Raw genomic sequence first — 25,557 nt, forward strand, 5'->3', positions numbered from 1 at the left:
CATACTGACGGGCGGGAGCGGAACCACGACGAGGGGCGGGATCGGCGGCATGGACGAGGCGCGGGCACGCGAGGTACTGGCGACAGCGGGCCTGACCAGGGGCACACCGGGCGGAGCCGTGCTCCTCGCGCTCGGCGAGAACGCGGTCTTCGCCATCGGCGACCTGGTGGTGAAGGTGGGCCGGGAGGCGGCGCTGCTGGAGCGGGCCGAGCGGGAACTCGCGGTGTCCGGCTGGTTCGCCGCGTCCGGGATCCCGGCGGTCCGGGCGGCCGAGCCGAAGCCCCGGCTGGTGGACGGGTATCCGCTGACCCTGTGGCACCGGCTGCCGGACGCGGTGCGGCCCGCCGGGCCGAAGGACCTCGCGGCGCTGCTGCGTCTCGTGCACGCGCTGCCCGAGCCGCCCTTCGTCCTGCCCGCGCGGGACCTGCTGTCCGGGGTCGAACGCTGGCTGCGGCTGGCGGGGGACGCCGTGGATCCGGCCGACGCGGGCTATCTACGGGCCCGCCGCGACGCCTACGCCGGTGAGCTGGCGGCCCTGTCCCCCCGGCTGCCCCCGGGCCCGATCCACGGCGACGCCCTCCCCCGCAATGTCCACGTGGGCCCGGACGGCCCGATCCTGGTCGACCTGGAGACCGTCTCGGCCGATCTGCGCGAGCACGACCTGGTGGTGATGGCGCTCTCCCGCGACCGGTACGGCATGCCGGCCGACGCGTACGAGGCCTTCGTGGCGGCGTACGGGTGGGACGTCCGCGACTGGGAGGGCTGCGCGGTCCTGCGCGGCGCCCGGGAGACGGCCGCCTGCGCCTGGGTCGCCCAACACGCCCCCGCCGACCCGAAGGCACAGGCCGAATTCCGCCGCCGCGTGGCCTCCCTCAGGGACGGCGACCGGGAATCCCGGTGGCACTCCTTCTAGGGCGTGCCCCTCGGATCGGGCCGGATCAGGGTCGGGGGGACATCCCGCGGACCGCTCCGGCCTGGGCCGGGATCAGGCCGCGCAGCGGCCAGGCCTCGTCGATCACCGCGTCCGGGGTGCCCTGGCGGCGCAGGTACGACTGGAAGTCGCGGGCCCAGCGGGCGTGCCAGGTGCTCTGTCGCTCGTGCAGGTCGGCCGGGCTGAGCCCGGCCACCTCCGGGTGCCGCTGGGCTATCGCGCGTGCCACCTGGACCGCGGCCAGCGCGTCCGCCCCGGCGTCGTGCGCATCGTCGAGGGTGACCCCGTACACCCCGCAGACGGCCTCCAGGGTCCGCTTGCCCCGCCGGTAACGGTCCACGGCTCGGTCGATGGTGAGCGGGTCCACCACCGGGCCGGTCTGTGCCCCGCCCAGCCGGTCGGCCAGCGACGGCAGCCCGTGCCGGGCCAGCTCGGCGCTCAGCAGGGTCAGGTCGAAAGCCGCGTTGTACGCGACCACCACCGCGCCCGTGCGCCAGTGTCCGACCAGAGCCTCGGCGACCTCGTCGGCGACCTCCCGCACCGGGCGTCCCTCGGCGACCGCGCGCTCCGTGCTGATCCCGTGGATCGCCGACGCCCCTTCCGGGATCGGTATCCCCGGATCCGCGAGCCAGCCGCGCCGCTCCCGCACCGCACCGTCGCGCACCTCGACCAGGGCCGCCGTCACGATCCGCGACTCCCCCGGCTCCGTGCCGGTCGTCTCCAGGTCGAATCCGATCAGCACACCGCCGTGCCAGTCCCCCATGCCGCGCCTGTCCTCCACCCCGTGCCCCTCCCCCGTACACCTTCGGTCAACGGGTTTCAGCCTGCCACGGGACACTGACAGCCAGGCCGCCGGGGCGCGCCGGCGCCGTCGGGCCCGGTGTCAGGACACCGGCCGGGAGTCTTCCCACATCGACTCGAACTCTTCCCGGTACGTCGTGAACAGCCCGTGGTCCGCGTCCTTCGGCACCCCGCGCCCGCCGCCCCGCAACACCAGGACCGGGGACTCCATGCCGCGTGCGCGCCGCAGGTAGGACTGGACCACCGCGATGCCCGAGGACTGCCCCTCCACCAGGTAGGCGGTGAACCGCGGGGTCTCGTCGAAGACGTGGATCTCGAATCGGGAGGGGTCCCGCAGTCCCGCCCGGACCCGGCGGACGTGCAGGATGTTCATCTCGACCGAGCGGCTCAGCTCGCCCTTGCGCAGTCCCAGTTCCCGCTCGCGCCGCTTCACGGCGCTGCTCGCCGGGTTCAGGAACAGCAGCCGCACCCGGCAACCGGCCTCGGTGAGCCGGACGAGTCTTCGGCCCGAGAAGTTCTGGACCAGCAGGTTGAGCCCTATGCCGATGGCGTCGAGTCGCCGCGCGCCGCCGAAGAGGTCCTCGGCCGGGAGCTGGCGCTGCAGCCGTACCCGGTCGGGGTGGACCGAGATGACGTCCGCGTACCGGTCGCCCACCAGGTCCTCGACGGCGTCGATCGGCAGCCGCTCCGCCGAGGGACTGCCGGAGACCCCGCCCAGCACCTCCAGCAGGCGCGCCGAGGCCCGCTCGGCCTGCTCCAGCACCGGCCGGGACAGGGCCCGGTTGCGGGAGACGACGTTGCGGGTGACCTCCAGCTCGTCCAGGGCCAGCTCGATCTCGCGCCGGTCGTCGAAGTACGGCTCGAAGCACGGCCAGTGCTGGACCATCAGCTCGCGCAGCTGGGGCAAGGTCAGGAAGCTCAGCACGTTGTCGTCGGTCGGGTCGAGCAGATAGCCCTTGCGCCGGCTGACCTCGCGCACGGCGACGGCCCGCTGCACCCATTCCTGCCCGGCCGGCCCGGCCGCCGCGACGACCCAGTCGTCGGTGCCGTGCACCGGTTCGTAGATCGGCCGGAGCACCGCCCCGACCACCGCGCGCAAGCGCTGTTCGATGAGATTCAGCCAGATGTACGCACGGCCGGCCCGCTGTGCCCGGGTCCGGACCTCGCTCCAGGCCTCCGTGCCCCAGTCCAGCTCCACGCCGGTCCCCGCGTCCCCGGCCTCGGCCGGTCCGCCCGCCAGGGAGACCGCCCCGGCCGGGAGCCCCGCGGGTGTCCCGCCGGGGACACCCCCTGGGGCGTCCGCCGGGCCACCCTCGTGACTGCTGTCACCAGGGGGCAGCTCCAGACCTCCCGAGCTCACCCGTGCACCGCCTTCTGCGTCTGGACGCCCGTCTCCAGTGATCACGGAAGAGTACTCCGCGCGCGCGGCCCGGTGCAGCCCGACGGCCCTTACCGCGACCGTCCGTTGACCCATTATCCGATGCGCACACAGTCCGTTGACCCGCATATCAGCTCTGCGGGTCACCCAATAGGACCCCTGCCAAGTCCGCGCTTGCGGCCCCTCTTTCGGGGAAGATCTGGCAGGGACGTGGTCCATGCCGGGTCGGCCGGGACATCTTCGGGCAATGAGGGAAGAGTCGTTATCTATGCAGGTCTGGCCGGGACAGGCGTATCCGCTGGGTGCCACGTACGACGGCGCCGGCACCAATTTCGCGGTCTACTCGGAGGCGGCGCGACGCATCGAGCTGTGCCTCCTCCACGACGACGGGTCGGAATCCGCCGTGGAGCTGCGCGAGACGGACGCCTTCGTCCGTCACGCGTACCTGCCCGGCGTCATGCCGGGCCAGCGCTACGGATTCCGTGTGCACGGGCCGTACGAGCCCGAGCGCGGGCGGCGCTGCAACGCGGCGAAGCTGCTGCTGGACCCGTACGCGCGGGCCATCAGCGGCCGGGTCAGCTGGAACGAGGCGGTGTACGGCTACCACTTCGGCCGGCCGGACTCGCGCAACGACCTGGACTCCGCCCCGCACACGATGAGCTCGGTGGTGGTGAACCCGTACTTCGACTGGGCCAACGACCGGCCGCCGCGTCACGAGTACCACCACACCGTGCTGTACGAGGCCCACGTCAAGGGGCTGACCATGCACCATCCGGACCTCCCCGAGGAGCTGCGCGGCACCTACGGGGCGCTGGCGCACCCGGCGGTCATCGGCCACCTCACCAAGCTCGGGGTGACGGCGCTGGAGCTGATGCCGGTCCACCAGTTCGTCAACGACCACCGGCTGGTCAACGACGGGCTGAGCAACTACTGGGGCTACAACACCATCGGTTTCTTCGCCCCGCACAACGGTTACGCCTCGGGTGACCGCGGTCAGCAGGTGCTGGAGTTCAAGTCGGCGGTCCGGGCCCTGCACGAGGCCGGGATCGAGGTGATCCTCGACGTGGTCTACAACCACACCGCGGAGGGGAACCATCTGGGCCCGACGCTGTCCTTCCGGGGGCTGGACAACGCCTCGTACTACCGGCTGGCGGACGATCCGCGCCACTACATGGACACCACCGGCACCGGCAACTCGCTGCTGATGCGTTCCCCGCACGTGCTCCAGCTGATCATGGACTCGCTGCGCTACTGGGTCACCGAGATGCATGTGGACGGCTTCCGCTTCGACCTGGCGGCGACCCTGGCCCGCCAGTTCCACGAGGTGGACCGGCTGTCGTCGTTCTTCGACCTGGTCCAGCAGGATCCGGTGGTCAGCCAGGTGAAGTTGATCGCGGAGCCCTGGGACCTGGGCGAGGGCGGCTACCAGGTGGGCAACTTCCCGCCGCTGTGGACCGAGTGGAACGGCAAGTACCGGGACACCGTGCGGGACCTGTGGCGCGGGCAACCGCGCACGCTCGCGGAGTTCGCGGGGCGACTGACGGGCTCCTCGGACCTGTACCAGGACGACGGTCGGCGCCCGCTGGCGTCGATCAACTTCACCACCTGCCACGACGGTTTCACCCTGAACGACCTGGTCTCCTACGACGAGAAGCACAACGAGGCCAATCGGGAGGGCAATCGGGACGGCGAGACCCACAACCGCTCCTGGAACTGCGGTGTGGAGGGGCCGACCGAGGATCCGGAGATCCTGGAGCTGCGCGAACGCCAGATGCGTAACTTCACGGCCACCCTGATGCTGTCGCAGGGGGTGCCGATGCTCAGCCACGGCGACGAGTTCGGGCGTACCCAGCAGGGCAACAACAACGCCTACTGCCAGGACAACGAGCTGGCGTGGGTGGGCTGGCCGGAGCCCGGCAAACCGGCGCCGGCGCTGCTGGAGTTCACCCGTCGGATGGTGTGGCTGCGCCGCGACCATCCGGTCTTCCGGCGGCGCCGGTTCTTCCACGGACGGCCGGTGGAAGGCACGCACGACGAACTGTCCGACATCGCCTGGTTCACCCCGCACGGGGAGGAGATGCGGGCGCGGGACTGGCAGGCGCAGCACGCGAAGGCGCTGACCGTCTTCCTGAACGGGGAGGCGATCTCCGAGCCGGGCACCCGTGGGGAGCGGATCACCGACGACTCGTTCCTGTTGATGTTCAACGCGGGCGCGGAGTCGCAGGACTTCACCGTTCCCGCGGGGCACGGCGCGCAGTGGCGGCTGGTGGTGGACACGGCGCGGGCGGACGTACTGCCACCCGGCACCGGGCCGCAGTATGCGGCCGGTGACCGGGTGGCGCTGACGGGGCGGTGCCTGGTGGTGCTTCAGCGTCCTGCGTAGGCGCCCGCTTCGGCGTCCTGCGTCGCGGCGCCGCTCCCGTCCGGCGCCGGGCGCACGTCGGTCCGCGGGCCCGGGACGCGCACCTCGGTGGGGTGCGTCCGGGCGGCGGGTACCTCGGTGACGAGGGCGAGGAGCAGGCAGAGCGCGGCCGCCCCGACGGCCACGGCGAAGGCCCCGGCGGGCCCGTGGGCCTCGGCGAGGCGCCCGCAGACGACGAGCGCCGTGGCCTGCCCGGCCACCAGGCAGCTGGCGGCGACGGCCATCGCGGTGGAGAGCCGGGCCGGCTCCACCGCCCGCTCGGTGAGTGCGAACGCGGTGATCAGGTGGGGTGCGTAGGCGGCACCCAGCACGGTGACGACGACGTACAGCGGCCACAGGCTGTCGGTGAACAGCAGCGGCACGGAGAGCACCAGCGCCGCCGCGGTCGCCACCCGCCAGCGCAGCCGCAGCCCGAAGCGGGCGGGCAGCGCGCCGAGCGAGATGCCGACGACCGCGCTGACGACGCCCATGGCGGAGTAGACGACGGCGGCCTGGTCCGGGACGCCGAGGCGGATGGTGAGCGCGGTGATGCCCGCCTGGCAGGCGCCGAACATGGCGCCCTGGAGGGCGAGGGAGCCCCGTACGGCGTGGACCACGCCGGGTGAGCGGACCCGGCTCCCCGGGACCCGGTCGGGTGCGGGGGACCCGGCCGTGACGGCGGCGGTCGGGTGCAGGGCGTAGATCGTGCCGAAGACGGCGACGAGGCCGGCCGCGCCGACGAGGGCGACGGCCGGGTGCGCGAGGAGCGCGGCGAGTCCGACGAGGGCGGGGCCGAAGACGAAGGAGACCTCGTCCAGGGTGCCTTCGAGCGCGTGGACGGCGCCGACGACGCTCTCGTCGGACTTCGCCCGGTGGGCCAGGGCCACCGAGCGGGTGCGGGCGAGCGGTCCGATCAGCGGTACGGAGGCGCCGGTGAGGGCGCCGATCGCGGCGAGCGGGACGGTGGCCAGGTGGGTGAGCGCCCCGGCGACGAGGGCGGCGGTGGCCACGGCGTTGACGGCGGCCGCGGCCAGGACGACGGGGCGCTGCCCGTGCCGGTCGGCGAGTCGGCCGAGTACGGGGCCGAAGAGGACCTGTCCGAGGGAGAGCGCGCCGCCGACCGTGCCGGCGACGGCGAGGGAATCGCTGGTCCGGGCGACCAGCAGGAAGCTGCCGAACTGGGACATCGCGACGGGCAGTCGGGCGAGGAAAGACACGAGGGGAAGTAGGGGCCCGGTCAGGGCGATGACGTTTCGATAGGTGCTGACGGTTCCAACCACTTGATCGACACTAACCCGACGCAGTCACTCGGATGCATTGGGTAATGGCACGGAATCCGTCAGGTTGGGTACGTACGTTCTCATGAGCCAGCCGCGCGCGACCCCTGAATCGGAATCTGATGTTCCGACATCAGTCACCCCGACGTCGACCTACCGCCTCCAGCTGCGCCCCGAGTTCCCCTTCGCAGCGGCCGAGGCGGCCCTGCCGTACATCGCCTCGCTCGGCGTGTCGCACCTGCACCTCTCCCCGGTCCTGGAGGCGGCGCCCGGCTCGACGCACGGCTACGACGTCACCGACCACTCCCGCGTGCGGGCCGAGCTCGGCGGCGAGCCGGGCCTGCGGTCCCTGGCCGGGGCGGCCCGGGCGCACGGCCTCGGCCTGGTCCTCGACATCGTGCCCAACCACATGGCGGTGCCGACCCCGCTGCGACTGAACCGGCCCCTGTGGGAGGTGCTGCGGGACGGCCCCGCCTCGCCGTACGCCCGCTGGTTCGACATCGACTGGGAGGCGGGCGGCGGTCAGGTGCTGCTGCCGGTGCTGGCCGGGCCGGTGGAGACCTGCGAGCTGACGGCCGACGGCGACGTGCTCCGCTACGGGGAGCAGGAGTTCCCGCTGCGGGAGGGGACCTCGGGGCTGGCGCTGCCCGAGCTGCTCGCCGCGCAGTGGTACCGGCCGGCTTGGTGGCGCGAGGCCCGCACCGCGCTCAACTACCGCCGTTTCTTCACCATTTCGGATCTGATCGGGGTCCGGGTGGAGGACCCGGACGTGTTCACGGCCACCCATGCGAAGGTGCTGGAGCTGGTCCGGGACGGGGTCGCGGAGGGCTTGCGGATCGACCACGTGGACGGGCTGGCGGACCCGGAGGGGTACCTGCGACGGCTGCGGGCGGCGGCGGGCGAGGACTGCTGGGTGGTGGTCGAGAAGATCCTGGCGCGCGAGGAGCGACTGCCGTCCGCCTGGCCGGTGGCGGGGACCACCGGCTACGACGCCCTGCACCGGGTGGACGGGGTGTTCACCGACCCCGAGGGCGCCGCGGAACTGGCGGCCCGGTACGGGGAGACCACCGGGCTGCCGCACTGGCCGGAGGCGGCCCGGGCGGCCGCGCGGGAGGTGCTGACCGGCGACCTGGCCGCCGAGCTGACCGCCCTGGAACGGCTGGCCGGACAGCAACTGGCGCCCGCTGTGCGGGAGTTGCTGATCGCCTTTCCGGTCTACCGACCGTACCCCGGCGAGCCGGAGCTGCCGCCACAGGCCCTGGAACAGGCGGCCGCGACGGCCGGCCCCGGCGCGGTGGCCGCCGTACGGGAGCTGCTGCTGCGGGATCCGGCCTTCGCCGCCCGCTTCGCCCAGACCTCGGCGGCCCTGCGCGCCAAGTCCCTGGAGGACCGGGCCTTCTACCGGTACGCCCCGCTCCTGTCCGCCACCGAGGTCGGCGGGGAGCCGGGCCGGCCTGCCGTGTCGGTCGCGGAGTTCCACGCGTACTGCGCCGCCCTGGCGAAGGAGTGGCCCGCGGCCGGGACCGTCCTGTCCACGCACGACACCAAACGCAGCGCGGACGTCCGGGCCCGGATCGCGGCCCTGTCCCAGGCGCCGGAGCTGATGGGGTGCCCCGAGGGGCCCGACCCCCAGCTGGCCTGGGTGGCCCGGCAGACCGCGCTGGGGCTCGGCCGGGTCCCCGAGGCCGGGCCCCGGCTGGCCGACGCCCTGCTGAAGGCGGTCCGCGAGGCGGCCCTGCACACCAGCTGGACCGAGCCGGACGAGGCGTACGAGGCGGGCGTGGCCGGGTACGTCCGGGACCCGCTCGACCTCCCGGCGGAGCTGGCCGGGGCGGCTCGGGCGAACCTGCTGGGCATGACCCTGCTGCACCTGGCGATGCCGGGGGTCCCGGAGGTCTACCAGGGCGCGGAGACGGAGTACCGGGCGCTGGTGGACCCCGACAACCGGCGTCCGGCCCACTTCCCCCGCCGGGCCCTGGCCCGGCTGGACGACGGGTCCGCCCCCGAGGACCCGGCCGAGGAGAAGCTCGGGCTCACGGCCACCCTGCTGCGGCTGCGCCGGGACCGGCCGGAGCTGTTCCGGGGCTACGCGCCGATCCCGGCCCGGGGCCCGGCCGCCGATCATCTGCTGGCCTTCACCCGGGGCCCCGGGCTGCTGGTGGCGGCCACCCGGCTGTCCCACCGGCTGGCCGCGTCGGGCGGCTGGCGGGACACCCGCCTGCACCTACCTCCCGGCACCTGGACCCGCCTCGCGTCCTCCGGCCCCCTCCCCCCGTCCGGGGACCGCACCGTGGCGCACAGCGGTTCGGCCGAGGTGGCGGCCCTGCTCGACGGCCACCCGGTGGGGGTCTGGCTGCGCGGGTGATCCGGCCGGGCCGGGCCACCGCCGCTCAGTGCGGCGGTCGGCCCGGGCCCGGACCCGGCGCGGTCCGGTCGCCGATCAGCTCCGCGAAGGCGGCCGCGGCGCCGGTCAGCGGGACCCGCGAGAAGACGGCCAGCGGCCGGTGCCACGGCGGGTCGAGGGAGAGCAGTACGCAGTCCTCGCCGACGGCGCCACGGACCATGTGGGCCGGGGCCATGACGACGCCCACCCCGGCGGCCGCCATCCGTACCGCCGTCGAGGTGTGTTCCGTACGCAGCACCGTGCGCGGGGTGAAACCGAGCGCCCCGCACGCCCGGTCGAGGACGAGGACTCCGTCCACCAGCGGTTCCATCGCGCAGCGGATCCAGTCGCGGTGGGCCAGTTCGGTGAGGGTGACGGCCGTGCGGCCGGCCAGCGGATCGCCGAAGGGGACGACGACGACCAGCTCCTCCCGGTCGATGCGCAGCAGCGGCCCCGCCCAACCCACGGGCTCCGGGCCCACCGCGAGATCGGCCACGCCCCGTTCCAGCTGCTCCTCCAGCGCCTCGGTGCTGCCGTACTCCCGCAGCACCAGGGACACCCCCGGGTGCAGGGACCGCCAGCGGGCGGCGACGTCGGGCAGCAGGCCGACGGCCAGCGCGTGCATGGTGGCGATGTGCAGTTCACCGCCCGCCACCCCGGCGGCGGCGCGGGCGGCCCGTTCGGCCTGCCGGGCGCTACGGACGGCGAGTTGCGCGTGCGGAAGGAAGGCGCGGCCCATCGGGGTCAGTCGGACCCCGCGGGGCATCCGCTCCAACAGCGCGCCGCCCACGGACCGTTCCAGGGCCTTGACCTGGTGGGACAGGGCGGGCTGCGTGACGTGCAGACCGTCCGCGGCGCGGGTGAAGGATGACTCCTCCACGACGGCCAGGAAGTACTCCATCTGGCGCAGGCTCATGACCGGGAAGCATAAAGATCCTTCATGACCTTCAGAAGATCATTTCCTTGGACTTGACCCGACGGGAGGGACAGGCTGACCACATGACCGACGACAGCACAGTGGATGTGATCGTGATCGGCGGCGGAACGGGCGGCTACAGCACCGCCCTGCGCGCCTCGGCCCTGGGCCTGAGCGTCCTGCTCGCGGAGCGCGACAAGGTCGGCGGGACCTGCCTGCACCGGGGCTGCATCCCCAGCAAGGCCATGCTGCACGCGGCGGAACTCGTCGACGGCGTGGCCGAGGCGCGCGAGCGCTGGGGGGTCCGGGCGCGCGTGGAGTCGATCGACTGGTCGGCCCTGACCGCCACCCGGGACGACATCGTCGCCCGCAACCACAAGGGTGTGGAAGCCCACTTGGAGCACGCCGGGGTACGGGTGGTGCGCAGCGGAGCCCGGTTGACCGGTCCGCGCTCGGTACGGACCGAGGACGGACGGGAGTTCACCGCCGGCCGGGGCATCGTGCTGGCCACCGGGTCCCGGCCGCGTACGCTGCCCGGCCTGGAGCCCGACGGCCACACGGTGGTCACCAGTGACGACGCCCTGTTCGCGCCCGGCCTGCCGGCTTCGGTCCTGGTACTGGGCGGCGGGGCGATCGGGGTGGAGTACGCGTCGTTCCACCGTTCCATGGGCGCCGAGGTGACCCTGGTCGAGGCAGCGGACCGGCTGGTCCCGTCGGAGGACGTGGACGTGTCCCGGCATCTGGCGCGCGGGCTGCGCAGGCGCGGGATCGACGTGCTGACCGGGGCCCGGCTGGAGGGGGCCGAGCGGCTCGCCTTCGGGGGCGTGCGGGCCACCGTGCGCACCGCGCGCGGGGAGTTGCGGGAGATCGGGGCGGAGCGGCTGCTGGTCGCGGTCGGGCGGGTCCCGGTGACCGACGGCCTGGACCTCGCGGCGGCCGGTCCGGCCACCGACGAGCGGGGGTTCGTGGCTCCGGCCGATTGGTCCCGGCTGGAGACCGCCGTCCCGGGGATCCACGTGGTGGGCGACCTGCTGCCGCCGCCCTCGCTCGGGCTGGCGCACGCCTCCTTCGCGGAGGGCCTGCTGGTGGCGGAGACGCTGGCCGGGGTGGCGAGCGCGCCGGTGGACTACGCGGCGGTGCCCCGGGTGACCTACTCGGCGCCGCAGACCGCCGCCGTCGGACCGACCGAGGCGCAGGCGCGCGAGGCCGGGTACGACGTGGTGGTGAACACGATGCCGCTGACCGCCGTGGCCAAGGGCATGGTGCACGGGCAGGGCGGCATGGTGAAGGTGGTCGCGGAGCGGGCCGGGCGGGTGCTCGGCGTGCACCTGGTGGGGCCGCACGTGTCGGAGATGATCGCGGAGAGCCAGCTCATCGTGGGCTGGGACGCGGAGCCGGCCGATGTGGCGCGGCACATCCACGCCCACCCGACGCTGTCGGAGGCGGTCGGGGAGGCCTTCCTCAGCCTGGCGGGCCGCGGCCTGCACCAGCGGTAGCCCGGGGCGATCCGGTCGGCGGCGCGGGCCCCGACCGGATCGGGGAGGCAGGCCTTGGCCAGGGGTTTTCTCGCGGATCGGGGGAACTGCGGAGCCCTGGGAGCAGTAGGCGGCGGGCCCTGCGGGCATGGCATCCCTTGTGACTCTCCTCCGTGACATGTGCTACCCCACACCGCGGGAACTCGGGCTCGCCGCCCGCGCTCTGACGGACGAACACCCCGACGAGGTCCGGCTCCGCCAAGCCGGCACCTCCCGGGCCGGGCAGCCGCTCTGGGTGCTGTCCGTCGCCGCGATCGGCGACGCCCCGCGCGACGCCGAACGCAGCGTCCTCGTCGTCGCCGGGGCACACGCCAACGAGCCCGTCGGCGGCGCCACCGCCCTCTCGCTCGCCCGGCGCCTCCTCGACGACCCGGCCCCGCGGGCCGGCTGCGGCTGGCACTTCCTGCTCTGCGCCGACCCCGACGGCGCGAACCTGCACCGCACCCCCCGGCCCTACTCGCTGCTGGACTACCACCGGAACTTCTTCCGGCCTCCCGGCCCCGAACAGCCCGAGTGGGCGCCGTCCTTACTGCCCCCGGACCGGCTGCCGCCCGAGACCCTGGCGCTGCTGGCGCTCATCGACGAACTACGGCCCGTCCTCCAGGTCTCCCTGCACGCCACCGACCTCGGCGGTTCCTGGGTGCAGCTCACCCGGGACATACCCGGTCTCGCCGAGCCCTTCGCGAAATCGGCCGCCGACCTGCGCATCCCGGTGGAGAACGGGGCTTCGGACGCGGCCGGCTGGCCCTCCCCCGGGCCGGGGATCTTCGTGATCCCGCAGCCGGGCAGCGAGGCCGCCGGGGCCTTCCACCCGGAGGACACCCGGCTGAGCACCTGGTACCACGCCCACCGCTACGCCGGCACGACCGCCATCGTCGAAGTCCCCATGTGGGCCTCCGACCTGGTGGACGATCCGACCCCGCACCCGGACCCGCGCGGCGCCCTGCGGATGCTGGCCGAGCGGCTGACCGCGGACGCCGCGCTCGTCGCCGGGGTCCGGGGCAGGGCCCGCGTACCGCAGGAGCCGCGCCCGTACGAGGACCCGGCCGCGGCTCCCCTGCTGCGCGCGGTGGACTGGACGCTCGCGCTGATCCCCCAGGTCGCGGCCGGGTGGACGGCCGGGGCTCCGGCCGAGGCCACGGCGGCGTACGTCGTCAGCATCGACGCCTTCGGGCGGCGGCTGTCGCTGCGTGCCGCCGCGATGCTGCTGCGGGTGCTGCACGCCCAGGGGCATCCGGCGGCGCCCGGGCTGGACCGGCTGGTGACCGGGTGGTGCGAGGACTTCGCGTCCCGTTTCGGGGCCCGCTGGGTCCCGGTGGCCACCCAGGTGGAGCACCAGTCCCGGATCGTCCTGGCCGCCTACGCCCGTCTCGTGGCGGCGGGTCGACCGGGCTGAGCGGGGTTCAGGTCCGGTGCCCGGACGGGCCCAGGCGGGTGTCGGGGCCGGGCGGCGGCAGGGCCACCGGCCTGGCTCCGTCGTGGTCCTGAGCGGCGTCGTGGAGGGGGCGGGTGCCCTCGGCCGCGTCCGCCAGCCACCGCCAGACGTCGGGGCGGTGGGCGTCCGGGGCCATGACGGGCTCCCCGCCGGAGATCCACGTCGTGAGGGTGAACCGGTGGTCCGAGAACCACCCGCTCGGGCAGGTGGAGGGCACGACCTCGTGAAAGGCGCCGGCGGGGAAGAAGACGATGGTGTCGTGCTCGGGCTCGATCGTGCGGTAGGACTCCCCCGGCCGCGCCCTCCCGTCGTCCACCACGGTGTCGTACAAGCGGAGTTGGCCACCGCCGAAGCCGCGCGGCGTGCGGTGCAGGTAGTACACGGCGGACAGCGCCGTACTCACGTCCCGGACCCGTGAGGCGTCCGTGTGGATGCCGAAGTGGCCGCCCTCGCCGTGCGCCGTCAGGACGGTCAACGACTGGGCGAGCACGGCCCGGTGACCGAGGACCTCCTGGACGAGCGGGAGGCAGTCGGCCAGGTGCGCGCTGAACACCTCGCTGGTCACGGGAAGGACCAGCGAGTCCCGCCCCTTGCGGGACACCTGTCCGGTCAGCGGGTCCAGGACGGTCCCCGCCCTGAAGTCCTCCTCCCGGGCTATCGCGTATTCCAGCAGGGCGGCGGCACGCTCCGCCCCCAGGAAGTTCTCGAAACGGCAGACCGGGGCCGGCAGCGCGAGCGCGGGGGACCATCGGTCGGAGGGCGGCAGTACGCGGGGGCCGATTTCCATCGGCGTGGCCGGTTCCATCGTGTATCCGCTCATAGCCCGGAACCGTACGACGGCGGCCGCCCGCGCCGAAGGAGCACAAGGGGGCGCACGGAAGTGCGCGGTGCACGCCTTCGCCGACCGTCCGACGCGGCGTGCCCGGCGGGAAGCGGAATCTGCCCCGGACCGGCATCGGGACCCGGACCCGGACCGGACCCGGAAGGGCACCACCGCCGATCCGAGGGTGCGGCCTTGACCCTCACGTGGCGTCAGGCCGCACAGTCGGTGCCATGGACGATCACTGGACCGTGGGACGCGTGGCCGAACTGGCCGACGTGAGCGTCCGCACGCTGCATCACTACGACGACATCGGGCTCGTCCGGCCTTCGGCACGGACCGCGGCCGGTTACCGGGCCTACTCGGCCGACGACATGGAGCGGCTACGGGAGGTACTGGCCTACCGGCGGTTGGGCTTCGGACTGCGGGAGGTCGCGGAACTGGTCGGCGACCCGTCCACCGACGCGGCGGCGCACCTGCGCCGACTGCGCGGCCTGCTGCTGGAGCGGCGGGACCGGGCCGACGCCATGGTGGCGGCCATCGACAGGGAACTGGAAGCACGGGCGAAGGGACTGAAGGTGACACCGGAGGAGCAACTGGAGGTGTTCGGCGCACGGCTGTACGACGCGATCGGCGGCGCCTACCCGGCGACACGGCGTACCGAGCCGCGGATCGCCGCACAGATCCGGTGCGCGCTCGGGGACGCCCGGACGGTGCTGAACGTGGGGGCCGGCACCGGCTCCTACGAGCCCGCCGACCTGGAGGTGACCGCGGTGGAGCCGTCGGCGGTCATGCGGGAGCAGCGGCCCGCCGGTGCGGCGCCGTGCGTGGCCGCCGCGGCGGAGAGCCTGCCGTTCGAGGACGGGGCCTTCGACGTCGCGATGGCCGTCTCCACCGTGCACCACTGGGGGGACCCGATGGCGGGGTTGCGCGAGATGCGGCGCGTGGCCCGCCGCGTGGTGGTGCTCACCTTCGACACCGACGAGCCCGGATGGCAGGACCGTTTCTGGCTCACCCGCGACTACCTGCCCGAGTTCGCCGGTGTCCTCGCGCGGTTCCCCTCGCTCGCCGCGATGACCGACGCGATCGGCGCCCGCGCCGAACCGGTGCCCGTCCCGTGGGACTGCGCCGACGGCCTGTTCGAGGCGTACTGGCGCCGGCCGGAGGCGTATCTGGAGGATCACGTGCGCCGTGCGATGTCGGTGTGGACGAGGGTCGGGCCGCAGGCCGAGCGGCGGGCGGTGCGAAGCCTGGGGGACGACCTCGCCTCCGGCCGGTGGGCCGAACGCAACGGCGACCTCACCGACCTCGACGCGGCGGATCTGGGCCTTCGTCTGCTCACGGCGTGAACGGCGTCGCCTCCACCGCGAGGGCGTAGCGCAGTTTCGGCCTGCCGGTGGCACCGAGGCGGTCGTAGAAGCGGATCGCGCCCTCGTTCCAGTCGGGGGTCTGCCACTGGACCTGGTCGAGGCCGAGCGCGCGGGCCAGGCTCGTCACCCCGTCCATCAGGGCGGCGCCGAGGCCGTGACCGCGCGCCCCCTCGGCCAGGTAGAGGCAGTCCATGTGCAGGTGGTGCCGGGCGTCCCAGAAGGCGAACTCGGCCGAGCAGGCGGCGTATCCGGCGACCGCGCCGTCCGGGGTCTCGGCGAGCAGTACCCACAGCCGGGCGTCCTCGGCGAACAGTTGCGGGCCGAGGCGCTCGGCGAGGTCGTCCGGGCGCGGGGTCGACTTCTCGTACGCCACGTGCTCGTGGACGAGTTCGACCAGGCGGGGCAGATCCCCGACGCGCGCGCGGCGGATGACGGAGGTGCCGGTGGTGACGGCGGTGTGTTCCATGACCGCCATCCTGCGGGTCGGCTCCCGACGGCGGACCGGCGGGGCCGCGTCCGGGGACGGGTGGACGGGCGGTGGACGTCCTCAGCTCGACGAGAGCCGGAAGGTCATGTTCCCGAAGCTGACCTGGTCCCCGTCGCGGACCACGGCCGAGCCGGTCACCCGGCGCCCGTTGACCGTGGTCCCGTTGGTGGAGCCGAGGTCCGTGAGCACCCAGGCCCCGCCGCGCAGGCTGAGCTCCGCATGGGCGCGGGAGACCGTCTCGTGGCTGAGCCGCAGCCCGTTGCCGGGGTCGCGGCCGATCCGCAGGGCGGCCGCGCTCGGGTGCGGCAGCAGCAGCTTGGGCAGGCGCTCCGCGTTCCAGGCGCGCCGGACGCCGAGCGAGACGGCCGAGGCCCGGCCGACCCAGCCGAACAGCCGACGGGTCCACGGGCTTTCGGCGGCGTCCCGGGACTGCAGGTCGGCCGTGAGCACCGCCAGGTCCTCGGAGCGGCGCGCGACCAGGGCGAGTTCCATCCGACGCAGGAAGGTGTCGTGGGACAGCTTGCCGAGGGCCGCGCCCTCCCTGAGCTGGCCCAGCGCCCGGTCACGCTCGGCGTCGGACAGCCGCGGCGCGGGGAAGGCGGGAATCTCGAAACTGGACGTCACAGGGTGATTGTCGGCCCGTCGGGGGCGGAGTGTCCAGAACTCCCCCGCCACGCCCGGAATGATGGGCACGATACGCATGCTGGGCACCGCCGCCGACGAGGGGACCGTCCGTGCAGTTCGAGGTGTGGGCACCACTGACAGGGCACGTCGCCATGCTGCTCGACGGGGCGACGTACGACATGGCACGCGATCGGGACCGGGACGGTTGGTGGACCGTCGAAGCCCCGGCCGCCGACGGGAGCCGCTACGGATTCCTGCTCGACGGCGACGGCGACAGCGCCGGCCCGCGGCCGGACCCGCGCGGGCGGCGGCTGCCCGACGGACCCGACGGCCTGTCCGCGGTGGTCGACCTGGAGGCCCTCGCCCCCCGGCCGGCGCCGGCGCCGCAGACCCGCCTCCAGGACGCGGTCCTGTACGAGCTGCACATCGGCACCTTCACCCCCGAGGGCACCTTCGACGCGGCCGCCGCCCGGCTCGGACACCTCACCGCACTCGGCGTCACGCACGTGGAGCTGATGCCGGTCTGCTCGTTCTCCGGCCGGCACGGGTGGGGGTACGACGGGGTCGCGCCCTGGTCGGTGCACGAACCGTACGGCGGCCCGGCGGGCCTGGCCCGCTTCACGGCCGCCGCGCACGAGGCGGGGCTGGGCGTGGTGCTGGACGTGGTCCACAACCACCTCGGCCCGTCCGGCAACCACCTGCCCGCCTTCGGCCCGTACTTCACCGACACCCACCACACCCCGTGGGGCTCCGCGGTGAACCTGGACGCGGCCGGCTCCGACGAGGTACGCGCCTACCTGCTCGGCAGCGCGCTGGCCTGGCTGCGCGACTACGGGATCGACGGACTGCGGCTCGACGCCGTGCACGCGCTGGCGGACGACCGGGCGCTGACCTTCCTGGAGGAACTGTCCGCGGCCGTCGACGCACTGGCCGCCGACACCGGCCGCCCGCTGTTCCTGATCGCCGAGTCCGACCGCTGCGACCCTCGCACCACCACCCCGCGCGCCGCCGGTGGCCTGGGCCTGCACGCCCAGTGGAACGACGACTTCCACCACGCCCTGCACTGTGCGCTGACGGGCGAATCCCAGGCGTACTACGCCGACTTCGCCGTGGCACCGCTCGCCGCCCTCGCCAAGACCATGACCCGGGTCTTCTTCCACGACGGAACCTGGTCCGCCTTCCGCGGCCGCACCCACGGCCGCCCGGTGGACCACCGCCGCACCCCGGCCCACCGCTTCCTCGGCTACACCCAGACCCACGACCAGATCGGCAACCGGGCGCTCGGCGACCGGCTGTCGGCCTCGCTCTCCCCCGGGCTGCTGGCGTGCGCCGCGACCGTGGCCCTGACCGGGCCGTTCGTGCCGATGCTGTTCATGGGCGAGGAGTGGGGCGCCAGGACGCCCTGGCAGTACTTCACCGACCATCGCGACCCGGAGCTCGCCGAGGCGGTACGGTCCGGCCGCCGTCGGGAGTTCGCGGCGCACGGCTGGAAGGCCGAGGAGATCCCGGACCCGCAGGACCCGGCCACCCGGGACCGCTCCCGCCTGGACTGGTCGGAGCCCGAACAGGGGGTCCACGCCCGCCTGCTGGACTGGTACCGCACCCTGATCTCCCTGCGCCGCACCCATCACGACCTGCGTGACCCGGACCTGGCCGCGGTGCGGGTCGCCCATGACGAGGAACGGCGCTGGCTCACCTTCCGACGCGGCGACGTCCGGGTGGCCGTGAACCTCTCCCCGGACCCGGTGACCATCGCGCTGGGCCGCAACGGGGTGCGGGTGCTGGCCGCCTGGGAGCCGGTCGCACACCCGGGCCGCGACGGGCGGATCCACGTACCGGGCGAGACGGCGGTCGTCCTGGCCCCGTGAGGCTCACTCCACGACGGCCAGCTCGCGCGGGGCGTTGTTGAGGCGGCGTCCGCCGTCCTCGGTGACGGTCACGATGTCCTCGATGCGGACCCCGAAACGGCCCGGCAGGTAGACGCCCGGCTCCACGGAGAAGCACATGCCGGGGACCAGGCGTCGCTCCTCGCCCTCGACCATGTACGGGGGCTCGTGGGTGGTGACGCCGATGCCGTGGCCGGTGCGGTGGATGAAGCGGTCCCCGTAGCCGAACTCGGTGATCACCGCGCGGGCGGCCCGGTCGATCTCCTGGCAGGAGACTCCCGGCCGCACCGCGGCGACCCCGGCCTGCTGGGCCTCGCGGACGATGTCGTGGACCCGCTGCTCCTCGGCGGTGGGCTCACCGACGTGCACGGTGCGGGAGATGTCGGAGCCGTAGCCGAAGCGCAGGCCGCCGAAGTCGAGGACCACCATGTCGCCGCGGCGGATGACGCGGTCGCCCGCCTCGTGGTGCGGGTTGGCGCCGTTGGGGCCGGAGCCGACGACCGTGAAGTCGACCTGGGAGTGGCCGTGCGCGCGCAGCAGACCGGCCAGGTCCTCGGCGACGTCGAGCTCGCGGCGGTCGGCGAAGGGGAGGTGGAGGATCTGCGCGTAGGCGGCGTCGGCGGCGGCCCCCGCCGCGGCGAGGCGCTCCAGCTCCCGCTCGTCCTTGACGGCGCGGAGCATGGGCAGGCAGTCGGTGAGCGGCGCGTAGGAGCTGTTCGGCAGCTCCCGCTGGAGGCCCAGGAGGTGCAGCGCCCAGGTGTTGTCGCTCACCCCGAAGCGGCCGCGGAAGTCCAGCAGCGGGGCGGTGACGGCGTACGGGTCCTTACCGTCGGCCCAGTCCCGCAGGGTCAGCGCGGTGGCGCCCGGGGCCCGCTCCGCGTCGGGGGCCTCCAGCGCGGGCACGATGAGCACCGGATCCTGCCCGGCGGCCAGCACGAGCAGGGTCAGCCGCTCGGTCTCGGCGGTGGGCCGGTACCCCGTGAGGTGCGTGAGGTCGGGGCCGGGGGAGATCAGCAGCCCGGCGAGGCCCGCGTCGGCTGCGGTCCGGGCGGCGGCGGTCATCCGGGCGGCATAGTCATCGGCCGTGAAGGGTGCGGGTTCACGTGTCATACGGGTGATCCTGCCGTGAGCCGCGCGGCGAAGGCAGTGGCCACGCCGGTCGCCTGCCGGCGAGGGAAGCCTCGTACCGTGCGGCGGCCCACCTCCCGGCGGGGGCCGTGCCGTACGGCGCGCGCGGCGGTGCCACCGTCCGCCCGCGCCGAAGGCATCCGCGGCAGGCCGCTCGGTCCGTCGGGCCCCCGCCCCGGGGCATCGCCGGGGCCCGGCGAGCGGGGCGCGTCGGCCCGGCGCGACGAGGGTGCGGCCGCGACCTACTGCCACGCGGGCGCGCAGGTCCGGGGCCCGGCGGACCGCGGGTCCGTGCGGCGCGCGAGCCTGCGGCGTCGGCGCGGCACACACCCTGTCGTCCGGGCCGGAGGCCGATATCGCGTCGCGGGACCACCCTTCTGATCGGCTATGCTGTGCTTGCACATCGAACGGGTGGTCCGCCGCCCTTCGTGGTGGGTGTAGCTCAGTTGGTAGAGCACCTGGTTGTGGTCCAGGTGGCCGCGGGTTCAAGTCCCGTCACTCACCCTGTCGATCCCGTGGGGCGCGAGGTTTCCTCGTGCCCCACGGGATTTTTCGTATGCCCGGTCCGGTGCCCGCCTAGATCCGCAGGAAGGCCTCCACCTCGGTGACGAAGGCCACGGGGGTCTCGTGCGGCGGGTAGTGGCCGGAGCCCGGGACCGTCACGACCCTGCAGTCCGGGTACGAGGCCTGCCAGGTGTCCCGCATCACATCCGGGGTGATCGCGAGGTCGTACTCCCCGACGAGGACGAGCACCGGCACGGTGTTGCCCTTCACCGCGGCGGACAGGTCCAGCGGCTGCCAGCTCGCGAAGTAGCCGGCGAAGGCCTCGGGGCGACAGACGGCGAGGGAGTGCGCGACCATCCGGTCGAGCCAGTGGCGGCTCACCCGGTTGCCCGTGACCAGGTCGAGGATGGCGCGGCGCTTCTCGGGGTCGGTGGCGGCGCCGTGGAAGAGGGCGTGGGTGGGGTCGTCCATGGCGTAGGGCCCGGCCGGGACCGGGGCGAGCCCGATCAGCTTCTCCACCCGCTCGGGGGCGCGGACGAGGACCTGCTGGACCGCCTTGCCGCCCATGGAGTGGCCGAGGAGGGAGAAGGTGTCCCAGCCGAGCTGGTCCGCCAGCTCCAGGACGTCGTCGGCGATCTCGGCCAGGGTGTGGCGGCCGGGGACGTCGCGGCGGTCGCCGTAGCCGCGGTAGTCGAGGAAGACGTAGCTGAAGCCCTCGGGGTCCAGGTGGTCCAGTACGGAACCCCAGTTCGCGGAGGTGCCGAACCAGTCGTGCAGCACGATGACGCGGACGGGTCCGGTGCCGATCCTGCGGTGGGCGATGGCCATGCGTTCTCCCTCGGTGACGGGGCGACGAAAACGGACCCGTACGTTCTTCCCACCGGATCTACGATCACACCGTGCAGCCGGCATCGCGCACGGCGCGCATCGCCATCACGGCCTCCCCGATCGCCGCCGACCGCCCGCAGCCACCGTCCCGCGGACCTCCCGGTCCTGGAACGGCGGCTGCTGCGCGCACCGGAGGACCGGATCAGACGGTCTTGATCGCCGGGTCCGAGACGCCCGGGGCGCCGGTCTCCACATGTCCGGCGAAGCGGCGCAGGAAGGTGGTGTCGGCGTCGGAGACGACCGACACGTCGTACCAGCGGGCGCTCGCGGCGAGGTCCACCGTGTGGGAGACCGTCCCGCCGGCCGCCACCCGGAAGGTCCGGGGCGCGCCTCCGTAGGTGTTGGTCACCGTGAGGTTGACGGCCGCCGTCCCCGAGTTGGTCAGGGTCAGGGTCAGGTTGCCGGTGGCCGCCAGGTGGCGGGCCGTGACCTCGGGGCCGGCCTTCTTCGTCGGGCCCTTCCAAGTGCGCAGGAAGCCGTTCGGGCCCCAGACCGTGAGGTTGATCTGGTTGCCGGTGGAGCTGCTGGTGGACCAGGTGTCGACAAGGGTCTTGCCCGCCTCGACCGTGTAGGGCCAGGGGCCGTCCGTCCGGTTGCCCGAGGTGCTGTGGAAGTGGGCGCCCAGGCTCGGTCCGGAGGCGAAGGTGAGGGTGAACTTGCCGGTGGAGGTGGTGCGGGCACCGTCCACGTAAGGGCTGTAACCGAGCGCGCGGGTCGGCTTCGCGCCCGCCTCCTGCCGGGGCAGGGTGCCGGTGGCCGGCGGGGTCGGGTGGTAGGAGGGGTGGCGGTCCTTGTCCGGCGGGACGTACCCGGCCGTGGACGGGAGCGCGGCGGGCGCGGCATCGGCCCGGGTGAAGTCGAAGGCCGAGGTCAGGTCGCCGCAGACGGCGCGGCGCCACGGGGAGATGTTGGGCTCCTGCACGCCGAAGCGCTTCTCCATGAAGCGGATGACCGAGGTGTGGTCGAAGGTCTCGGAGCAGACGTAGCCGCCCTTGCTCCAGGGGGAGACCACGATCATCGGGACGCGCGGGCCGAGCCCGTACGGTCCGGCCGCGTAGCCGCCGCCACCGGCGTAGAGGTCCTTCGACACGTCGGCCGTGGACAGGCCCCAGGCGGAGGAGGTCGGCGGGTACGGCGGGACCACGTGGTCGAAGAAGCCGTCGTTCTCGTCGTAGGTGATGAACAGGGCGGTCTTGGCCCAGACCGCCGGGTTCGCGGTCAGCGCGTCCAGGACCTGCGAGATGTACCAGGCGCCGAAGTTCGTGGGCCAGTTCGAGTGCTCGCTGAACGCCTCGGGCGCGGCGATCCAGGAGACCTGGGGCAGGGTGGCGCCCACGACGTCCGCGCGCAGCCGGTCGAAGTAGCCGTCGCCGGCCTTGACGTTCGTGCCCGTGCGGGCCTTCTCGTACAGGGCGCTGCCGGGCTGGGCGCCCCGGTAGGTGTTGAAGTACAGCAGCGAGTTGTCGCCGTAGTTGCCGCGGAAGGCGTCGTTGATCCAGCCCCAGGAGCCGGCCGCGTTCAGGCCGTCGCCGATGTCCTGGTAGACCTTCCAGGAGACCCCTGCGGACTCCAGCCGCTCGGGGTAGGTCTTCCAGCCGTAACCGGCCTCCTGGTTGCCGAGGACCGGGCCGCCGCCGAGGCCGTCGTTGCCCGTGTGGCCCGTCCACATGTAGTAGCGGTTGGGGTCCGTGGCTCCGATGAAGGAGCAGTGGTAGGCGTCGCACACCGTGAAGGCGTCGGCGAGCGCGTAGTGGAACGGGATGTCGTTCCGGGTCATGTAGGACATGGTCGTGGCCGTCTTGGCGGGGACCCACTTGTCGTACTTGCCGTTGTTGTAGGCCTGGTGGCCGCCGGCCCAGTCGTGGTTGAGCCCCTCCAGGAACTGCATGCCGAGGTCCTGGATCTGCGGGTTGAAGGGCAGGATGTCCTTCGTGCCGTTCGACTGCTGGAAGACCGACTTGCCGTTGTCCTGGAGGACCGGCCTCGGGTCGCCGAAGCCCCGCACTCCCTTCATCGCGCCGAAGTAGTGGTCGAAGGACCGGTTCTCCTGCATCAGGACGACGATGTGCTCGATGTCCTGGATGGTTCCGGTGGTGCCCTGCGCCGAGATGGCGGCGGCCCGCGCGATGCTCTCGTTGAGCATCGTGAGGGCGGCGGTGCCACCGGCTATCTGCAGGAACCTGCGACGGTCGAGTTCTGCCATGGGGTGACGACCTCTGCGGTGAGGGGGGAGTCGAGGGGCGACCCAAGGACAGCGGTCCCGGGGTACCGGCCGGAGATCACTTCGTGACACTGCGCCGTACACCTGGAGAACGAAAAGAGCTCCCGAACGACCTGCGTATCTGCTGAAATGACCTCCCACACACTGCACGGGGGGCGCAGAGCGGATGGCCGGGACCGATTTCGGGCATGCCATCGGGCTGCCCCGTGCGCTCTCCGGCCTGCCGCTGTCGCCGCTCGTGGGAGGGTACGGGGAACTGCTCGCCGCGCAACAGACCATCGGATTACGCCACTTGGGCGAGTTACTGATCCCGTCCGGCGGCCGCTTACGGGTTCTCGACGGCATCTTCGCCGTCACCGGCCCCGGTCGGCGCAGGCATGTGGGCGCCGAGGTGCTGCGGTCGCTGCGCCGGGACCGGCCGGAGCCGGCCGCCGCCTGGTTGCTGGAGCGGCTGGCCGCGATCCAGGACGCCGACCCCGCCGCCCTGCGCCGGATCCTGCTGTACCAGCTCACCCACCTGCTCCAGGACCACGCCCAGGGGCAGCTGCCGACCACCGCGACCGGTTTCGGGGTGGACCCGGCCGAGGCACCCGCCCTGGTGCGGGCCGCCGCTCGGCGGGCCCGGCTGGACACCGGGCAGCGGGCCGCCGCCGAGGCCCTGCCCGACGACGTGCCGGCGCACCGGATCCGCTGCGCGGCCCGCCGCGCCCAACTGCTGCCGCCCGCGGGCGAGGACCGGCCGCTGGCGGCCCTCCTGGCCGAGGTGGCCGCCCGGGCGGCGGCCGCCGACACCGCGCTCACGGTGGCCCGGCGGGCCGAGGAGCAGGGGGATCCCGCTCGGGCCTGCCTCCACTACGAGGAGGCCGCGGCGCTGGCGGGCGACTGCCCGCGCGCCGTGCGCGGGCTGGTCCGCACCTACCGGCCCGATCCCGGGGACCCCGGCCCGCCGCGGTCCACCCTCGTCGCCGGCGGCGTCGAACTGCGCTGGCCGAGCGCGGACTTCGGGGACACGCGCTGGCGCGTGGTGCGACTCACCCGTGGGGAGCCGGCCGGCGCCCCGCTCGCCGAGGTGCCCGGGCAGCCGGTCGGTGGCGTGCTCCTGGACCACGGAGCCGGGATCGGCGAGGAGATCCGCCACGTGGCGCTGCCGCTGCGGGCCGACGGCACCGTCGACGGGCCGCCGCTGATCGCCGCCCCGCTGTCGGTGGCCCCGGCGGTGACCGGGGCGGCCGCCACCGACGGCAACGGATGGCTCGGACTCTCGTGGACCGCGCCGGCGGACGCGTTGCGCTGCGAGGTGACGCTGACCGGGCCGCGGGGACCCGTCCCGGTGCCTGCGGTGGTGCGGGCGGGCCCGCGCGAGAGCCTGCGCGTGGACACGAAGGTGCCCGGGCGGTACGCGTGGGTGGTGCGGGCCCGGTACGCCCCGAAGGGCCGTGCCGAACGCGGCGTGCTGTCCGCGGCCGTGACCGTCCCGGTCACCGTGCACGCCTGGCCGGAGCCCGTGCTCGGCCTGACGGCCCTGACCCGGGAGGCGGGCGGGGTGGAATTCCGCCGGACCGGTGGCGAAGGGGCCGAGGTACGGCTGGTGCGGTGGCCCGGTACCGCCCCCGCCGAGCGGGCCGAACTGACGGCGGCCGAACTGCCGCCGCCGCTCGACTGGGTCGCCCCCGGATGGACCGGGCCGACCGCGACCGGGCCGGACAGGACCGGCCCCGGCGCGAACGGCCCGGACACGGGCGTCCCCGATTCGAACCGCCCCGATACGAGCCGCCCCGACGCGAGCCGCCCGGCCGCGACCGGCCCGGTCTGCGTCGGGCACCCGCCCCCGGGATCGCTCACCACCGTGTCGGCCGTGTCCGTGCTGGGCGCGCGGGCCCTGGCCGGGCCCTCCGTCCTGGTCGAGGCCCCCCTGCCGGTGACCGGGCTCACGCTGCGGCGGGCCGCGCCCGAACTGGTCGAGGTCGGCTTCGACTGGCCCGGTACCGCCGGCACCGTCACCGCCGTCCTGATCCAGGACGGCCGGCGCACCGAGTTCGCCGTGGCCCGCAGCGTGTTCCTGCGCGAGGGCCTGCGGCTGCCGGTCACCCCGGCCGCGTTGTCCGTCGAAGCGCACACCGCACCGCGCGGCGCCCGCTCCGTGCTCGCCTCCCCCGGCGGCGACGCGCGGGCCGAACTGCCCGCCGACGTGGCCATCGCCTACGAGCTGGTGCCCGGCGCCCGGCGCGGACTGCGGCGCGGGCCGGCCGTCCTGCGGGTGACCGTACGGGCGCCGGGCGGCGCACCCGCCCTGGAACTCCCCGGATTCGTCCTCGTGGCCCGGGGGGACGACGGCCGCGATCCACGGCGCCCGAGCGGGCCGACCGGCGGCACGGCCGTGTGCCGGGTGACCGGGGCCGAACTCGCGACCGCGGCCGCGGGCACCGGGACGGGCACCGGCACGGTGGAACGCCCGATCGACACCGCGGTCGCGCCCGGCCGCCCGTACGCCCTACGCGGTTTTCTCCTCGGCGGCGCCGCCGCCTCCGTCCGGCTCGAAGAGCCTCCTCTCCCCTCTCTGGTGATCCGCTGA

The 25,557-nt window shown here is 74.1% G+C and carries 18 protein-coding genes and 1 tRNA gene; 9 read left to right on the forward strand and 10 right to left on the reverse strand.

Features of this window, described 5'->3' with window-relative positions; translation table 11 throughout:
• The first annotated feature begins 49 nt into the window (after positions 1-49).
• Entirely contained in the window at positions 50-913 is an 864-nt protein-coding gene (locus BCL76_RS03225; protein WP_109777921.1) for a phosphotransferase enzyme family protein, read from the forward strand.
• A gap of 25 nt (positions 914-938) precedes the next feature.
• Here the strand turns inward: BCL76_RS03225 and BCL76_RS03230 are convergent, their stop codons facing one another.
• Positions 939-1,694 carry a 3'-5' exonuclease gene (locus BCL76_RS03230; protein ID WP_109777923.1) on the reverse strand — a complete coding sequence of 252 codons (756 nt, stop codon included), beginning with the start codon at positions 1,692-1,694 and terminating at the stop codon, positions 939-941.
• Positions 1,695-1,814: 120 nt separating this feature from the next.
• Positions 1,815-3,092: an SAV2148 family HEPN domain-containing protein gene (locus tag BCL76_RS03235; RefSeq protein ID WP_109777925.1), complete on the reverse strand. Its 1,278-nt coding sequence runs from the start codon at positions 3,090-3,092 to the stop codon at positions 1,815-1,817.
• 286 nt (positions 3,093-3,378) lie between these two features.
• On the opposite strand from BCL76_RS03235, the gene glgX reads away from it, so the two are divergent.
• Positions 3,379-5,493, forward strand: coding sequence for a glycogen debranching protein GlgX (gene glgX / locus BCL76_RS03240; protein WP_109777927.1), 2,115 nt, complete (start codon positions 3,379-3,381; stop codon positions 5,491-5,493).
• Here glgX and BCL76_RS03245 read toward each other — a convergent pair.
• Entirely contained in the window at positions 5,478-6,728 is a 1,251-nt protein-coding gene (locus BCL76_RS03245) for an MFS transporter (protein ID WP_258309261.1), read from the reverse strand. The genes glgX and BCL76_RS03245 overlap by 16 nt on opposite strands.
• Before the next feature lie 145 nt (positions 6,729-6,873).
• Here BCL76_RS03245 and treY point away from each other — a divergent pair, with 145 nt between their 5' ends.
• Positions 6,874-9,153, forward strand: coding sequence for a malto-oligosyltrehalose synthase (gene treY / locus BCL76_RS03250; protein ID WP_109777930.1), 2,280 nt, complete (start codon positions 6,874-6,876; stop codon positions 9,151-9,153).
• A 25-nt stretch (positions 9,154-9,178) separates the two neighbouring features.
• On the opposite strand, the gene BCL76_RS03255 is transcribed toward treY, so the two are convergent.
• Positions 9,179-10,087: a LysR family transcriptional regulator gene (locus BCL76_RS03255; RefSeq protein ID WP_109777932.1), complete on the reverse strand. Its 909-nt coding sequence runs from the start codon at positions 10,085-10,087 to the stop codon at positions 9,179-9,181.
• An 83-nt stretch (positions 10,088-10,170) separates the two neighbouring features.
• On the opposite strand from BCL76_RS03255, the gene lpdA reads away from it, so the two are divergent.
• Together lpdA and BCL76_RS03265 are read left to right on the forward strand one after the other, a co-directional pair.
• Positions 10,171-11,583 (forward strand): dihydrolipoyl dehydrogenase, encoded by a 1,413-nt coding sequence (gene lpdA, locus BCL76_RS03260; protein ID WP_109777934.1) that lies wholly within the window; start codon positions 10,171-10,173, stop codon positions 11,581-11,583.
• A 139-nt stretch (positions 11,584-11,722) separates the two neighbouring features.
• Positions 11,723-13,018, forward strand: coding sequence for a M14 family zinc carboxypeptidase (locus BCL76_RS03265; protein ID WP_109778321.1), 1,296 nt, complete (start codon positions 11,723-11,725; stop codon positions 13,016-13,018).
• 7 nt (positions 13,019-13,025) lie between these two features.
• Here BCL76_RS03265 and BCL76_RS03270 read toward each other — a convergent pair whose 3' ends face one another.
• On the reverse strand, positions 13,026-13,877 hold the full coding sequence (locus BCL76_RS03270; RefSeq protein ID WP_109777936.1) for a 2OG-Fe(II) oxygenase: 852 nt from the start codon (positions 13,875-13,877) through the stop codon (positions 13,026-13,028).
• 233 nt (positions 13,878-14,110) lie between these two features.
• Between BCL76_RS03270 and BCL76_RS03275 the strand changes: the two genes are divergently transcribed.
• Positions 14,111-15,226, forward strand: coding sequence for a MerR family transcriptional regulator (locus BCL76_RS03275; protein WP_181382415.1), 1,116 nt, complete (start codon positions 14,111-14,113; stop codon positions 15,224-15,226).
• Here BCL76_RS03275 and BCL76_RS03280 read toward each other — a convergent pair.
• Together BCL76_RS03280 and BCL76_RS03285 are read right to left on the reverse strand one after the other, a co-directional pair.
• Entirely contained in the window at positions 15,216-15,713 is a 498-nt protein-coding gene (locus BCL76_RS03280; protein ID WP_109778322.1) for a GNAT family N-acetyltransferase, read from the reverse strand. The two genes, BCL76_RS03275 and BCL76_RS03280, sit on opposite strands and share 11 nt — an antisense overlap.
• 81 nt (positions 15,714-15,794) lie before the next feature.
• Entirely contained in the window at positions 15,795-16,358 is a 564-nt protein-coding gene (locus BCL76_RS03285) for a DUF1707 and FHA domain-containing protein (protein ID WP_109777940.1), read from the reverse strand.
• 110 nt (positions 16,359-16,468) lie between these two features.
• Here BCL76_RS03285 and treZ point away from each other — a divergent pair, with 110 nt between their 5' ends.
• Complete coding sequence (gene treZ / locus BCL76_RS03290) at positions 16,469-18,226, forward strand: malto-oligosyltrehalose trehalohydrolase (protein ID WP_109777942.1); 1,758 nt, start codon at positions 16,469-16,471, stop codon at positions 18,224-18,226.
• A 3-nt stretch (positions 18,227-18,229) separates the two neighbouring features.
• Here treZ and BCL76_RS03295 read toward each other — a convergent pair whose 3' ends face one another.
• Positions 18,230-19,354: an aminopeptidase P family protein gene (locus tag BCL76_RS03295; protein ID WP_109777945.1), complete on the reverse strand. Its 1,125-nt coding sequence runs from the start codon at positions 19,352-19,354 to the stop codon at positions 18,230-18,232.
• A 449-nt stretch (positions 19,355-19,803) separates the two neighbouring features.
• On the opposite strand from BCL76_RS03295, the gene BCL76_RS03300 reads away from it, so the two are divergent.
• Positions 19,804-19,876, forward strand: a tRNA-His gene (locus BCL76_RS03300).
• A 72-nt stretch (positions 19,877-19,948) separates the two neighbouring features.
• On the opposite strand, the gene BCL76_RS03305 is transcribed toward BCL76_RS03300, so the two are convergent.
• Both BCL76_RS03305 and BCL76_RS03310 read right to left on the reverse strand, forming a co-directional pair.
• Positions 19,949-20,704: an alpha/beta fold hydrolase gene (locus tag BCL76_RS03305; RefSeq protein WP_109777946.1), complete on the reverse strand. Its 756-nt coding sequence runs from the start codon at positions 20,702-20,704 to the stop codon at positions 19,949-19,951.
• Between the two features lie 202 nt (positions 20,705-20,906).
• Positions 20,907-22,967 (reverse strand): phosphocholine-specific phospholipase C, encoded by a 2,061-nt coding sequence (locus tag BCL76_RS03310; protein ID WP_109777948.1) that lies wholly within the window; start codon positions 22,965-22,967, stop codon positions 20,907-20,909.
• A 184-nt stretch (positions 22,968-23,151) separates the two neighbouring features.
• Here BCL76_RS03310 and BCL76_RS03315 point away from each other — a divergent pair, with 184 nt between their 5' ends.
• On the forward strand, positions 23,152-25,557 hold the full coding sequence (locus BCL76_RS03315) for a hypothetical protein (protein WP_109777950.1): 2,406 nt from the start codon (positions 23,152-23,154) through the stop codon (positions 25,555-25,557).

This window comes from Streptomyces sp. CG 926, assembly GCF_003148825.1.
Taxonomy (GTDB): Bacteria; Actinomycetota; Actinomycetes; order Streptomycetales; family Streptomycetaceae; genus Streptomyces.

Coding starts and splice junctions, on each gene's coding strand:
- treY (WP_109777930.1), top strand. CDS start 6,874: ATGAGCCAGCCGCGCGCGACCCCTGAATCGGAATCTGATGTTCCGACA.
- glgX (WP_109777927.1), top strand. CDS start 3,379: ATGCAGGTCTGGCCGGGACAGGCGTATCCGCTGGGTGCCACGTACGAC.
- BCL76_RS03310 (WP_109777948.1), bottom strand. CDS start 22,967: ATGGCAGAACTCGACCGTCGCAGGTTCCTGCAGATAGCCGGTGGCACC.
- BCL76_RS03315 (WP_109777950.1), top strand. CDS start 23,152: ATGGCCGGGACCGATTTCGGGCATGCCATCGGGCTGCCCCGTGCGCTC.
- BCL76_RS03225 (WP_109777921.1), top strand. CDS start 50: ATGGACGAGGCGCGGGCACGCGAGGTACTGGCGACAGCGGGCCTGACC.
- BCL76_RS03305 (WP_109777946.1), bottom strand. CDS start 20,704: ATGGCCATCGCCCACCGCAGGATCGGCACCGGACCCGTCCGCGTCATC.
- BCL76_RS03270 (WP_109777936.1), bottom strand. CDS start 13,877: ATGAGCGGATACACGATGGAACCGGCCACGCCGATGGAAATCGGCCCC.
- BCL76_RS03255 (WP_109777932.1), bottom strand. CDS start 10,087: ATGAGCCTGCGCCAGATGGAGTACTTCCTGGCCGTCGTGGAGGAGTCA.
- lpdA (WP_109777934.1), top strand. CDS start 10,171: ATGACCGACGACAGCACAGTGGATGTGATCGTGATCGGCGGCGGAACG.
- BCL76_RS03230 (WP_109777923.1), bottom strand. CDS start 1,694: ATGGGGGACTGGCACGGCGGTGTGCTGATCGGATTCGACCTGGAGACG.
- BCL76_RS03280 (WP_109778322.1), bottom strand. CDS start 15,713: ATGGAACACACCGCCGTCACCACCGGCACCTCCGTCATCCGCCGCGCG.
- BCL76_RS03275 (WP_181382415.1), top strand. CDS start 14,111: ATGGACGATCACTGGACCGTGGGACGCGTGGCCGAACTGGCCGACGTG.
- BCL76_RS03295 (WP_109777945.1), bottom strand. CDS start 19,354: ATGACACGTGAACCCGCACCCTTCACGGCCGATGACTATGCCGCCCGG.